This window comes from Chromobacterium sp. FG89 (assembly GCF_057808735.1).
The window spans coordinates 1-12,694 of the sequence record NZ_JBMDIQ010000008.1; the positions used below are offsets into that span (position 1 = coordinate 1).

Annotated in this window: 15 protein-coding genes; 6 read left to right on the forward strand and 9 right to left on the reverse strand. The window is 64.1% G+C overall.

Going from position 1 to position 12,694, the window contains the following annotated elements:
* Positions 1-312 precede the first annotated feature (312 nt).
* Positions 313-750 (forward strand): FxsA family protein, encoded by a 438-nt coding sequence (locus ACODRW_RS09705; protein WP_488905644.1) that lies wholly within the window; start codon positions 313-315, stop codon positions 748-750.
* On the opposite strand, the gene ACODRW_RS09710 is transcribed toward ACODRW_RS09705, so the two are convergent.
* Positions 744-1,040, reverse strand: a complete 297-nt coding sequence (locus tag ACODRW_RS09710; protein ID WP_107797880.1) for a DUF167 domain-containing protein — start codon at positions 1,038-1,040, stop codon at positions 744-746. The genes ACODRW_RS09705 and ACODRW_RS09710 overlap by 7 nt on opposite strands.
* Before the next feature lie 101 nt (positions 1,041-1,141).
* Here ACODRW_RS09710 and ACODRW_RS09715 point away from each other — a divergent pair, with 101 nt between their 5' ends.
* From ACODRW_RS09715 to ACODRW_RS09735, 5 genes are all read left to right on the forward strand, one after another.
* Positions 1,142-1,609, forward strand: coding sequence for a Dps family protein (locus ACODRW_RS09715; RefSeq protein ID WP_107797879.1), 468 nt, complete (start codon positions 1,142-1,144; stop codon positions 1,607-1,609).
* A gap of 140 nt (positions 1,610-1,749) precedes the next feature.
* Positions 1,750-2,610, forward strand: coding sequence for an energy transducer TonB (locus tag ACODRW_RS09720; protein ID WP_486636411.1), 861 nt, complete (start codon positions 1,750-1,752; stop codon positions 2,608-2,610).
* Positions 2,611-2,630: 20 nt separating this feature from the next.
* A complete protein-coding gene (locus tag ACODRW_RS09725) occupies positions 2,631-2,999 on the forward strand; it encodes a VacJ (RefSeq protein WP_107797877.1) in 369 nt (122 codons plus the stop codon).
* 70 nt (positions 3,000-3,069) lie between these two features.
* A complete protein-coding gene (locus ACODRW_RS09730; protein WP_253313577.1) occupies positions 3,070-3,483 on the forward strand; it encodes an acyl-CoA thioesterase in 414 nt (137 codons plus the stop codon).
* Between the two features lie 55 nt (positions 3,484-3,538).
* The gene (locus ACODRW_RS09735) at positions 3,539-4,024 is read left to right on the forward strand and encodes a TlpA disulfide reductase family protein (RefSeq protein ID WP_107797876.1); all 486 of its coding nucleotides are present in this window, start codon (positions 3,539-3,541) and stop codon (positions 4,022-4,024) included.
* Positions 4,025-4,073: 49 nt separating this feature from the next.
* Here the strand turns inward: ACODRW_RS09735 and ACODRW_RS09740 are convergent, their stop codons facing one another.
* The 8 genes from ACODRW_RS09740 to def all read right to left on the reverse strand — a co-directional run bounded on the left by ACODRW_RS09740 (position 4,074) and on the right by def (position 12,692).
* The gene (locus ACODRW_RS09740) at positions 4,074-4,829 is read right to left on the reverse strand and encodes a HesA/MoeB/ThiF family protein (protein ID WP_488905645.1); all 756 of its coding nucleotides are present in this window, start codon (positions 4,827-4,829) and stop codon (positions 4,074-4,076) included.
* A 227-nt stretch (positions 4,830-5,056) separates the two neighbouring features.
* Positions 5,057-6,325, reverse strand: a complete 1,269-nt coding sequence (locus ACODRW_RS09745; protein ID WP_019100015.1) for a sigma-54-dependent transcriptional regulator — start codon at positions 6,323-6,325, stop codon at positions 5,057-5,059.
* The gene (locus tag ACODRW_RS09750; protein WP_107797874.1) at positions 6,325-8,433 is read right to left on the reverse strand and encodes a sensor histidine kinase; all 2,109 of its coding nucleotides are present in this window, start codon (positions 8,431-8,433) and stop codon (positions 6,325-6,327) included. Before ACODRW_RS09750 ends, ACODRW_RS09745 begins: the two co-directional genes overlap by 1 nt.
* The gene (locus ACODRW_RS09755) at positions 8,433-9,005 is read right to left on the reverse strand and encodes a DUF4390 domain-containing protein (protein ID WP_233246632.1); all 573 of its coding nucleotides are present in this window, start codon (positions 9,003-9,005) and stop codon (positions 8,433-8,435) included. The genes ACODRW_RS09750 and ACODRW_RS09755 overlap by 1 nt, the downstream gene beginning before the upstream one ends.
* The gene (gene rsmB / locus ACODRW_RS09760; protein ID WP_227106520.1) at positions 8,992-10,242 is read right to left on the reverse strand and encodes a 16S rRNA (cytosine(967)-C(5))-methyltransferase RsmB; all 1,251 of its coding nucleotides are present in this window, start codon (positions 10,240-10,242) and stop codon (positions 8,992-8,994) included. Before rsmB ends, ACODRW_RS09755 begins: the two co-directional genes overlap by 14 nt.
* 95 nt (positions 10,243-10,337) lie before the next feature.
* Positions 10,338-11,195: a zinc metalloprotease HtpX gene (gene htpX, locus ACODRW_RS09765; RefSeq protein ID WP_227106518.1), complete on the reverse strand. Its 858-nt coding sequence runs from the start codon at positions 11,193-11,195 to the stop codon at positions 10,338-10,340.
* A 35-nt stretch (positions 11,196-11,230) separates the two neighbouring features.
* Positions 11,231-12,151: a methionyl-tRNA formyltransferase gene (fmt, locus tag ACODRW_RS09770; protein ID WP_486636407.1), complete on the reverse strand. Its 921-nt coding sequence runs from the start codon at positions 12,149-12,151 to the stop codon at positions 11,231-11,233.
* Between the two features lie 37 nt (positions 12,152-12,188).
* On the reverse strand, positions 12,189-12,692 hold the full coding sequence (def, locus tag ACODRW_RS09775) for a peptide deformylase (RefSeq protein WP_107797869.1): 504 nt from the start codon (positions 12,690-12,692) through the stop codon (positions 12,189-12,191).
* Between the last annotated feature and the right edge of the window lie 2 nt (positions 12,693-12,694).

The following is a 12,694-nucleotide window of genomic DNA, read 5'->3' on the forward strand; positions in this document are numbered from 1 at the left end:
AACCTGCGACCAACGGATTAAAAGTCCGCTGCTCTACCAGCTGAGCTAACGACCCAAGAGAGAGCGCAACTATAATGAAACAGTTCAGGGTCGTCAACGGGTTTTTGCATTTTTTTTCATGACAATGACAGCGGCACGGACGGAAAAGCCCGCTTGAAACGGGAACCGAAGCGCCGCGATATCATCTAAGCCCGAACGATAATTCCAGACCGGCCTTGAAAGCCGCCAAGCCATACCCATGTGTACAACAAGGGATCAGGTTTACGCGTCCGCCGCCTGATCGCGAAACCCACTTACCGGATTCAGTTGCCCATGCGCACCTTCCTCATCCTGCTGTTGCTGTACCCCTTCGCTGAAATCGCCGCCCTGGTGGCGCTGGCGGACCACTTCGGCGGGCTCGCCGTCTTCGTTTTCGTCGTGCTGTCTTCGCTGCTGGGCTTGTGGATGTTGCGCAACCAGCAGATCGGCGCCTTGTTCACCCTGGGCAGCGTGATGCGCCAGGGCGACCGCGTATCGCTGTATTCCTTGCTCTGGCCGCTGCGTTATTTGCTGGCCGGCGTGCTGTTCCTGATACCAGGCGTCATCAGCGACCTGGCCGCCGTACTATTGCTGCTGCCTTTCAAAGGCCCCAGCATTGCCGTCAACGCTCGCGCGGCGACCGGACCCGGATCCGCCGCCGACCCCGACATCATCGATGGAGAATATACCCGGGTGGACAAAACCACGCCGCCCGACCGGCGCCTTCACTGAAAGTCCAGCCGCCGCAGCGCGTCTTCCTCGGTGATCTCGCACTGAAGCAAGACCACCTTGTGCCGGCTCTTGTCGCCGGACAGCAGTTGAACGTCGCGCTTGGCCACGGCGAAGCGCTGCGCCAGCCAGGCCAACAGCGCGGCATTGGCCTTGCCGTCCACCGGCGGCGCCGCCAAACGTATTTTCAGGCAGTCGCCGTGTTCGCCCGCCGCCTCGGTTTTCCTGGCGCCGGGCTGCACATGCAGCGTCAGACGGACAGCGCCGTTGCGGCAGTCCAGCCAAGGTTTCATGATTTTTTCCCGCAAAACGGGAGAGTGTAGTCCAAAAGCCGCCGCGCCGGCGTCAGCCGACGGGAGGCTTCCGCTCTCCCTTCACTTATGAGGATATCGCGATGGATATTGGAATCAACGAACAAGACCGCCAGGAAATCGCTCATGGCTTGTCCCGCCTGCTGGCCGACACCTACACCCTGTATCTGAAAACCCACAACTTCCACTGGAACGTCACCGGGCCGATGTTCAACACCCTGCACCTGATGTTCGAAACCCAGTACAACGAACTGGCGCTGGCGGTGGACGCCGTGGCTGAACGCATCCGCGCGCTGGGCCACCACGCGCCGGGCAGTTATGCCGACTACGCCAAGCTGACCGCGATCCAGGAAGCCGCCGGCGCCCCGCCCAAGGCCGAGGAGATGATCCGCCAGCTGGTGGACGGCCATGAAACCGTATGTCGCACCGCGCGCAGCATTTTCGCCGTGGTGGAACGCGCCGCCGACGAGCCCAGCGCCGACCTGCTGACCCAGCGTCTGCAAGTTCACGAGAAAACCGCCTGGATGCTGCGCAGCCTGCTGGAAAAATAATACGCCCGCACGCTTGATGCATCGCCACGCCGCGCTCAGCGCGGCGTTTTTACTGGCCGCCGTGCTACACTTTCAGCTGCGCCCGGTTCCGCCTGCGGCGAACTCCGCTTACCCGGTGAAAGCCAACACAACAGCCATCCATGTCCACTAGTCCGCTCTCGCCCTCGACTTCCAGCGCCACCATGCTGCCGCTGGGCTTGACGCTGCTCGCTTCGCTGCTGGTCCATGCGCTGTTGTTCAGCCTGGAGATTCGTCCACGCTCCAGCCCGCCCGCGCCCGTCTCCGCCCAGATCATCAATGTGCAGTTGAACCAGACGCCCAGCCGCCAGACGCCCAAAACCCGCCGGCTGGCGGAGCAGAACAATCTGGGGGCCGGCAATAGCGCTCAGACCGACAAGCTGGCCAGCCATCGCGCGAAGCCGGTCGCCGCGCCGGCGGAGCCCGGCACGCCCGAACCCGCCGACGCATCGCCGCGGCAACAAACCATGGCCCGGCCGCCTGACGCCGGCAAAAAACCGGCGCTGCCGGCCGCGCAGTCCGGCACGGTCGGACATGTCAGCGCCGGCAGCCTGCTGGCCCAGGTCGGCGACTTGAGCCGGCAGCTGGGCGACAGCGGCCTGACCGACAAGGAGCAGGAAAGCGGTGGCAAACAGGGCAAGCTGGCCGAAAGCGCCCGCGGCTACCCCTGGGCCCGCTACCAGGAAGACTGGCGGCTGAAAGTGGAGCGCATCGGCAACCTCAATTACCCGGAAGCCGCCCGCCGCCAGAACATTCACGGCGCCGTGACGCTGGAAGTGCTGATTGCAGCCGACGGCGGCCTGCGCGACGTGCGCGTGCTGCGCAGCTCCGGCTTCGACGTGCTGGACGAAGCCGCCCGCCGCATCGTGGAACTGGCCGCGCCCTACGCGCCGTTCCCGGCCTCGCTCGCGGAGCAATCCAGCTCGCAACGCATCCGCCAGAAATTCGTTTTCACTCGCGACAATCAACTGTCCAGTCGCTGACACATCATCAAGGAATCTCCATGTACGAAGTCAATCGCAGCATCGCCCTGATCCGCCCCCTCGCCCCCTTCCACGCCTGGCTGCAATCCTTGCCCGGCGGCTTGGACGAGGAAATCTCGCTGCAGCACCTGGGCCAGGACTGCAACGCGCTGCTGATCCCGGCGGCGGAAGATTACGCCGACGCCCAAGCCTTTGTTTTCGAGCGTTACCAGCAATTATTCGCAGCCGAGCTGTCCGACTGGTGCGACGACGACAGCCTGTGGCCGGAAGAGCTGTCGCTGGAACTGTTCCAGCAATGGTTCTCGCTGGAAATCCATTCCATCGTCACCGACCTGGTGGACGAGGCGCTGGAGCGCGAGGCCTTCGTGCCGCTGGAACTGGGCGAATAACATGGGCGCCGCGGCGTCGCCGTCCATGGCGGCGCAGCGCGCCATCACGAGCAAAGGGGAAAACACCATCATGCAGCACAATACCAAGATCAAAGTGCGCGGCTATCATCTGGACCTGTACGGCCATGTCAACAACGCCCGCTATCTGGAGTTTCTGGAGGAGGCGCGCTGGAACTACTTCGAGAGCCGCGGCGACCTGCCTTGGTTCCTGCAGTCCGGCCTGGCGCTGGTGGTCGTCAACATCAATATCGATTACCGCTACCCGGCCACCATGGGCGACGAGCTGCAAATCGACACCGGCGTCAAATCGATAGGCACCCGCAGCGCGGTGATGCATCAACGCGTCACCCTGGTCGGCAACGGCAAGCTGGTGGCCGAGGCCGACGTCACTTTCGCAGTGTTTGACGCCAAACAAGGCAAGGCGGTGGCGCTGGACGGCAAGCTGAAGGAACTACTGGAACAAATGCTGGCCGAACAGGCTTGATCGCCATGGCATGAACCGTCCGGGCCGCGCCCGGACCTTACCGCAGGATAAGGAAATGAAGAAAGGTCTGCTCGCGCTGCTGGGCATCGCGCTGGTCGCCGTCGTCGCCTATATGACGCTGTTCGCCGGCTCGCCGGCACCCCAGGTCAACTACACCTCGCTCAGCGGCCAGACCGCCAGCACCGAATCGCTGAAGGGCAAGGTGGTGCTGGTCAATTTCTGGGCCACCAGCTGCCCGGGCTGCGTTGAGGAAATGCCGGAAATCAAGAAAATGCATCAGGAGTTCGCCGGCAAGGGCTATGAAACCATCGCGGTGGCGCTGAGCTACGATCCGCCCAATTACGTGAAGAGCTTCGTGGACAAATACCAGCTGCCCTTCTTCGTCGCGCTGGACGGCAATGGCGAGATCGCCAAGGCCTTCGGCGACATCCAATTGGCGCCGACCACCTTCCTGATCGACAAACAGGGCAAGATCATCAAGCGCTACGTCGGCGTAATGGACTTCAAGGAAGTACGCAAGCTGGTGCAGCAGCATCTGTGATGCCCGCTCGCCCCGGCAAAACCAACGCCCCGGTCAAACGGGGCGTTTTTCATCCTGCGGCGCACACCGCGCAAGCGGGATCCCGCGGCACCTTGATCTGGCGGAACTCTCCGCTCAGCCCGTCGTACAGAGTCAGCCGGCCCAAACGCGGCGCAATGCCGGCCAAGAGCTTGACCGCCTCCACTGCCTGCAAGCTGCCTATCACCCCCACCAGCGGCGACAGCACGCCGAAAGTCGCGCACGGCCCGTCCCCGGCCTCGCCCTCGTCCGGAAACAGACAGTGATAGCAGGGCGACGCGGCATCGCGCGGATCGAACACCACCAGCTGGCCGGCGAAACGCACCGCGGCGCCGGACACCAGCGGTGTGCCGGCGGTGACGCAGGCGCGGTTCACCGCGTGGCGGGTGGCGAAATTGTCGCTGCAGTCCAGCACCAGATCATGGTCGGCCGCCAATCCCTCAAGGGCCGCCTGGTCCAGCCGCCGCGCCAGCGGCCGCGCATCCACCTCCGGGTTGATGCGGCGCATTCTCTCGACGGCGGACTCGGCCTTCAAATGCCCCAGGCTATCGCTGTCGTGAACGATCTGACGCTGCAGATTGGACAGCTCCACCACATCGTCGTCGGCGATGCTGATATGCCCTACTCCGGCGCTGGCCAGGTACAGCGCCACCGGCGAGCCCAATCCGCCGGCGCCGACGATCAGCGCGCGCGCCCGGTTTAGCCGCTGTTGGCCGGCAATGTCGATTTCCGGCAGCAGAATGTGCCGGCTATAGCGCAATAGCGCCTCGTCGTTGAGTTCAATCATGATTGCTAGCCTAATCCGAACGCCGCCGCCGCGCCATCGCCCAAAGCATAAGGCCAGCCGTATCCGGGCTGGCCTTATGCTCAAAGTCTGCTGCGCTTCAGCTATACGGCGTTGAAAATACCTTCAGAATGCTCATGTACCGTATGTACATTCCGCTACTTCAGCCATTTTCGCCTTGTCTCGCTCTTGCTCGCGAGACTTTGAACGGTTCTAACGGAAACGCGGACTTATTCTTCCACCGTCTTGCGGGCGAACTTGATGCCCAGTTGCTTGAGCTTGCGGTACAGATGGGTGCGCTCCAGGCCCACCTTCTGCGCTACCCGGCTCATATTGCCGTTCTCCAGCGAGATATGGTACTCGAAGTAGCGCCGCTCCAACTGCTCGCGCAGTTCGCGCAGCGGCATATTGAAGTCGAAACCGGACTCCTCCACCGGCTTCTCATGGCGGAACTGCGCCAGCACTTTGTTGACCTCGCCCGCGTCCACCTCGTCCGACTCCGACGTCAGCGCCAGGCTCTTGATGATGCTGCGCAGCTGCTCCAGATTACCCGGCCAATCGTACTGCCTCAAGGCGTTGAGCGCCGCCGTGGTCAGCTTGCGGGCCGGCACCTGCTTGGACTCCACCAGCTCGGTCAGGATCTGCTCGGCGATGAAGATGATGTCTTCGGAATGCTCGCGCAGCGGCGGAATCGGCACAATCACGCTGGACAAGGCCGTCAGCAGGCGGTTGTCGCACTCGGGATCCACCAGCAGTTCCTGCAACGGGCGGCTGCAGGAACACAGCAGCCGCACATTGAAGCGGTCCAGCTTGGACAGCAGGAACAGCAGCCCTTGTTGCACGCGGCGGCCGTACTGGCCGATCTCCGGCAGGAACAAGACGCCGTTATTGGCTTTTTGCAGCAGCTCCAGCGGGGCGTCCGCCAATTGCTCCTGCTTGGCCGGCGTCACCCACGGGGTGTTGCCCTGATGGAAGAAGCGCGCCACCAGTTCGAAGCCGGAGCCCGGTTCGCCGGTCAGCAGCACCGGCGACTTGACCTTGGCCACGCGTTCCAGCTGCCGCTTCAGCTCCTGGATCGGCTCGCTGCGGCCGAGCTTGTCCAGATTGAGCGAGGTGTTGGCCTGCATATCGCCGTATTTCAGCGCCCGCTGCACCGTGGTCAGCAGCTTTTGCAGCGCGATCGGCTTCTCCAGGAAGTCGAAAGCGCCGATGCGAGTCGCCTCTACCGCGGTGTCTATGCTGGCGTGACCGGACATCATCACCACCGGCATGTTCAGCTGACCGGACTTGGCCCATTCCTTGAGCAAAGTCACGCCGTCGCAATCCGGCATCCAAATGTCCAGCAACACCAACGCCGGACGCGTCTGGTTGCGCAACTGTCTGGCTACCTCGGCGTTTTCCGCCAGCGCGACGGTGTACCCCTCATCCTGCAGTATCTCGGAGAGCAATTCACGGATACCGATCTCGTCGTCAACAATCAAAATATCGCTGCTACGCATTAGGCCTCCAGCAATGGCAGGGAGAGAAGGATGCGCGCGCCATTCGGTTCGAGATTACCCACTTTGATCTGCCCGTGATGGTCTTCAAGAATCTTCTTGACCACCGCCAGGCCAAGACCGGTACCTTTGGTCTTGCTGGTCACATAGGGTTCGAACACGCGTTGCAGGATCTCCGGAGCAAAGCCCGGACCGTTATCCTCCACGCAAACGAGCGCATAGCCTTCTTCTTTTCGGCTGCTAATTTGAATCATCGGGATGTCAACGTCAAGGACCGCATCTTGCGCGTTCTGAATCAGGTTATGTAAAACCTGCCGCAACAATGCCGCATCCGCCATGATCATCAACGGCCTTTCATCAAGCGCCATCTTAACAGCAGAGTTGGATTCGTAAAGAGCCATCACCTCCCGCACCACTTGATTCAGGTCCAATTCGGTCAACTTGGTGCGCGGTGCGCGCGCGTAATCGCGGAAGGCGTCCACCATGGCCTTGAGCGCGCCCACCTGCTTGATGATAGTGTCGGTGGAGCGTCGCAGCATGTCGGCGTCGGCGCCGGCCAGCTTGTCCTGCAGCTTCATCGCCAGCCGTTCCGCCGATAGCTGGATAGGCGTCAACGGGTTGCGGATCTCATGCGCCAGCCGCTTGGCCACCTCGCCCCAGGCCGCGTCGCGCTGGGCGCGCGCCAGTTCGGTGATATCGTCGAACACCACCACATAGCCCACCGCAGACGCCTCAGGCAGATGGGCGCCGCGCACCAGCAAGGTGCGCTCGCCCTGCACCGTCAAATAGTTAAGCTGGGTTTTCCAGTCGCTGTCGCTGTTCTTGGACGCGTACTCCAGCACGCACTCCACCAGCGGCGCCACCGCTGGAATCGAGGTGGCCCAGTGCGGGAAATCCTGATCCGACACCTCGGCGAAATCCACGCCCAGAATGCGCGAGGCGCTGGTATTGGCGGCGCGCAGCTGCCAATCGGCGCCGAAGGCGATCACCCCGGCGCTCAGGTTGGCCAGAATGCTTTCCAGGTAAAGTTTGCTGCTTTCCAGTTCGCTGCGGCTGAGGTCCGCGGCGTGGCGCGCGTCCTCAAGCTGCTGCGTCATCCGGTTGAACAAGGTGGTCAGCATGCCCAGCTCGTCGCGCCGGTATACCGGGTGGCGCTTGGAAAAGTCGCCCTGCGCCACGGCCCGGGTGCCGGCGGCCAGCTCGGACAAGGGCGCCGACAGGCGCTCTGACAGGAATAAGGCGAAGGCCAGCGCCGCGGTCAGCGCCAGCAGCGCGGACAGCGCCAGCGTCAGCATGTAGAAGGTGGTCAGGCCCTCGCGGCCCAAGAGCAGCTGGCGGTACTCCGCGCGCGCGGTCTCGATCTGCTCCGCGTCCTGGGCGATGCGGCCGGGAGCGGATTGCAGGGCCTGCAACACGCGTTGCTGGCTGTCCAGATTGCGGTAAATCAGCAGCGACTTCAGCACCAGACCGCTGCCGCCGTCGTTCTCGAAGCTGTCCAGCGTCTGGCGCGGTTTGAGCTTGCCTATGCTCTCGCGCGACAGCGGAGGAGGCACTCGCTCGCTGAGTCCGCCGGCGAAGGCCAGCAGCTGACCGCTGCGGCTATAGACAGCAAGCTCGCGCAATCCCAGTTGCTCGCGCAAGCGCTCCAGCCGCGCCGGCAGCAGGCCTTCCGGCAAGGACTCGATATCGTCCTGCACCGAACGCGTGCGGCGCCCCAGGTCTTCCTGCACGTACTGCAGCGAGTTGCGCGCCAAGCCCAGGCTGCGGTCCAGCGCCGACTCGACGCGGACGTCGAACCAGCTTTCGATGCTGCGGGTCAGGAACTGGGCGGAAACGGTGAACACCAGGATGCCCGGCACCAGGGCCACCACCGCGAACATCATCACCAGCTTCTGGGTCAGCTTGGCGCCGAACACCCGTTGCCGCACCCGCTGACGCAGGCGCAGCAGTTGCCGCGCCACCACGCCCAGCAGCGTGGCGAGCAGGAGGCCGTTCAGGCCGAACACCCACCAGTAGTATTCGTTGAGTTTGGATGCGTTGCCGGTGGCCAAAGCCAGCAGATAAAGCAGGATGGCGCCCAGCGTCGCCAGCGCAATCACCGCGTAACGCATCAGCCGCCGTCCTTCACGTCCAGCTTGACCCAGTCGGACGACAGCGACCAGTCCGACGAGCCCAGCGCGTTCAATTGAAAGGGCTTGGGCAGTTCGCCGATGTCCAGCAACAGCCGCACCTGGCCGGCCACGCGCCCCGAGGCCCGCGGGTCCAGGGTGCCGGAATTGAGCACGCGCCAGCCCTGGATCGCGCCCACCGCGCCAAGCGCTTCGCGCAGGGTGGGGTAGTAGTTGGAGAGATTGCCGATGGTGACGCGGTAGCGATTGGTCAAGGACTGATAGGACAGCTTGAAGCCCAACTGGGCGTGCGGATCGAACCACTCGCTGAAATTCAGATAGTAAGCGGTCAAACGCGGCTTGGTCAGCTGGAACTCCAGCCGGAACGGCAGCACCACGCCCTGTTCCAGCGCATCGCTGAGACTGGGCGTCAAGCGCGTCTGAAAGCGGGTGCTGACGGACAACTGGCCGTCCGCCGTCACCTCGGCCTCAGCCCGACGCGAGCTGATGGTTTCGGCCTGCGCCGCCATGGCGAGACCGGCCAGCAAGCACAGCAGCAGGCTAACGTTTTTCAAGCAACGCGTAATAAAAGCCGTCATGACGCTCACAAGGAAGCAACTGCTCCTGTCTCAGGCACGCGGCATCCGCATGGCGATTCAGAAAGGAGTCTAGCTGTTGCTGATTCTCTTCGGGGAAAATGGAGCACGTAGCGTAAAGCATTTTGCCGCCCGAGGCGAGCAAAGGCCACAGCGCGTCGGCCATGGCGGCCTGCTGCACGCCCAGCGCGGCGAAATCGCCGGGGCGGCGCAGCCACTTGATGTCCGGATGGCGACGCACCACGCCGCTGGCGGAACAGGGCACGTCGGCGAGGATGCGGTCGAAGGGCCGGCCGTCCCACCAGCCGTCCGGCTGGCCGGCGTCGGCCGCATGCAGCCGCGCGGTCGCGCCGATGCGTTCCAGATTGTCGGCCACGCGCTGCAGCCGCTGTTCGTCGATGTCCAGCGCGGTCACTTCGACATCGGCGCTCTCCAGGATATGGCCGGTCTTGCCGCCCGGCGCCGCGCAAGCGTCCAGCACCCTTTGGCCGGCGCGCAGGTCCAGCCAGTGCGCGGCCTGCTGCGCGCCCCAATCCTGCACCGAGACTTCGCCGTCGGCGAAGCCCGGCAAGTCTCGCACATTGACCGGCCGCGCCAGCGTGATCGAGCCGCCGTCCAAAGCCTCGCCGTCCAGCCCGGCGGCTCGCAGCCGCTCCAGATAGGCCGCGGCGTCGCCATGGCGGCGATTGACGCGCAAAGTCATCGGCGGATGGCCGTTGTCGGCGTCCAGCACGGCTTGCCAGGCGTCCGGATAGGCGCGCTGCAAGCCCTTGATCCACCATAGCGGGTGGTTGAAGCTGGCCTCGATGTCCTTTTCCGCCGCGCGTTCCAAGGCGGCGCGCTGGCGCAGGAAGTTGCGCAGCACCCCGTTGACCAGGCCCTTGAAATTGCCCTTGGCCAGCCGGCTGGCCAGGGTCACCGCCTCGTTCACCACCGCGTACTCGGCGGCGCGGGTGTGCGAGAGCTGATAGAAGGCCACGATCAGCACCCGCTCCAGCACCGGCTCGGGCAAGGGCTTGGCCACCAGTTGGCGCAAGTAGAAACGCAGCCGCGCCAAGTGGCGCAGGCTGCCGTAGGCCAGATCCTGCAAAGCGCCGCGCTCGGACGGCGTCAACTCCGGCGCCTTGCGTTGAGCCTCGGCCAAGGCCTCGGTCAGATTGGTTCCGGATTCGACGCGCAACAGAATATTGGCGGCCAATTGCTGAATATGATGCATGGGTGCTTTCTATCAAACCATAACAAACAGGCCAATGCCCTCCGGCATTGGCCTTGCGCGATCAAGGCGGCGCGCGGCCGCCCGACGCTCTTCAATTAATATACGCCGCGCGCCATCGCTTGCAGCCGTTCGATGCGGTCCGCGGTCTGCGGATGGGTGCGGAACAGATCGCCCATCCCGCCGCCGCCGGACAAGGGATTGATGATCATCATCTGCGCGGTTTCCGGGTGCGCCTCGGCGGTGGGCATCACAATGCCCTGCGCATAGTACTCGATCTTCTGCAAGGCGGAGGCCAAGGCCAGCGGGTCGCCGGAAATCTCGGCGCCGCCGCGGTCGGCCTCGAATTCACGCGCGCGGGAAATCGCCATCTGTATCAGGCTGGCCGCCAGCGGCGCTAGCAGGGCGATGGCCAGACGCGGCAGCCAGCCCACCGGCTGGCCGTTTTCGTCGCGGCCGCCAAAGAACATGGCGAAGTTGGCCAGCGCGGATATCGCGCCGGCCATGGTGGCGGAAATAGTGGAGATCAAGGTGTCGCGGTGCTGGACGTGGGCCAGTTCGTGCGCCATCACCCCGCGCAGCTCGCGATAGTCCAGCATGCGCATGATGCCGCTGGTGGCGGCCACCGCCGCGTGCTCGGGACTACGGCCGGTGGCGAAGGCGTTGGGCTGCTCTTCGTGAATCACGTAGACGCGCGGCATAGGCAGGCCGGCGCGCTGCGCCAGTTCCGCCACCATGCCGTAGAATTCCGGCGCGCTCTGGGCGTCCACCTCCTGCGCGTTGTACATGCGCAGCACCATCTGGTCGGAATTCCACCAAGCGTACACATTCATCGCCCCGCCGAACAGCAAGGCCAGAATCATGCCGCTTTTGCCGCCTATCATGCCGCCGATCACGGCGAACAGCGCCAGAATCGCCGCCATCAGCAAGGTGGTCTTGAACCAGTTGTCCGTCATTGCAGCCCCCTTTCCTCTCGCCTCAGTCTATCCGCTCACACGCCCAGCCGCGTGCCCGCCAGCTGGCTCCTGCCGGCGACGAAGTCCCGCGCGGCCAGCCGCTTGCCGCCGGCCGCCTGCAGCACGCTCAAGCGCACCAGGCCGGAGCCGCAGCCCACCAGCACGCCGTCCGCGTCCGCGGCGACGATCACGCCCGGCTCGGCCTGACCGGCTTCCGCGCCGGCCATCCACAGTTTCAGCGCTTCGCCGGCCAGCAAGGTATGCGCACCCGGCGCCGGGTTGTAGGCGCGGATGGCCCGGGCCACTTCTTCCGCCGGCAGGCTCCAGTCCACCAAGGCCTCGGCCTTGCTTAGCTTCTGCGCGTAAGTGACGCCCGCTTCCGGCTGCTTGAGCGGGGCGATCCCGTCCAGTCCGGCCAGCGTGGAGACGATGGCGCGCGCGCCTTCCACGGCCAGCTTGTCGTGCAGCGTGGCGGCGGTTTCGTCGTCGGCGATGGCCACAGGATGGATGGACAGCATGTCGCCGGTGTCCAGGCCCACGTCCATCTGCATGATGGTGATGCCGGTTTCGGCGTCGCCGGCCAGGATGGCGCGCTGTATCGGCGCCGCGCCGCGCCAGCGCGGCAGCAGCGAGGCGTGGATGTTCAGACAGCCGCGCGCCGGGATATCCAGCACCGCCTGCGGCAGGATCAGCCCGTAGGCGGCCACCACCATCAAGTCGGCGCCGATGTCGCGCAGCATCTGCTGCGCTTCGTCGTTGCGCAAGGATGCCGGCTGCTCCACACGCAGGCCGTGCTCCAGCGCGACCGCCTTGACCGGGCTGGGCTTCAATTTCATGCCGCGGCCGGCCGGACGGTCCGGCTGGGTCAGCACCAGGGCGATTTCATGGCCGGCGGCGATCAACTCGCGCAGCGCGGCGGCGGCAAACTCCGGCGTACCGGCAAAGATCAATTTCATTCAAACCATTCCGGACGGGGCGCCCACGGCGCCACGGTCACATATTCTGTTTTTCACGCTTTTTCAGCTTGGTCTTGATGCGGGTCTGCTTCATCTGCGACAGGTATTCAACGAATACCTTGCCGTCCAGATGGTCGATCTCGTGCTGGATGCAGATCGCCAGCAGGCCGTCGGCCTCCAGTTCGAACGGCTTGCCGTTGCGGTCCAGCGCGCGCACCTTGACGCGCTCGGCGCGAGTCACTTTGTCGTAAATGCCGGGCACGGACAGACAGCCTTCTTCATACTCCGTCTCGCCGTCCTTGCTCAGGATTTCCGGGTTGATGAACACGCGGCGTTCGTTCCGTTCCTCGGAAATGTCCATCACCACCAGACGGTGGTGGAAATCGACCTGAGTCGCGGCCAGGCCGATGCCTTTGGCCTCGTACATGGTCTCGAACATATTATCGATCTGGATCTGCAAGGCCTCGTCGAAGACCTCCACCGGCTTGGCCACGGTGTGCAGCCGTTCATCCGGGTAATGCAAAATATTCAACAATGCCATCG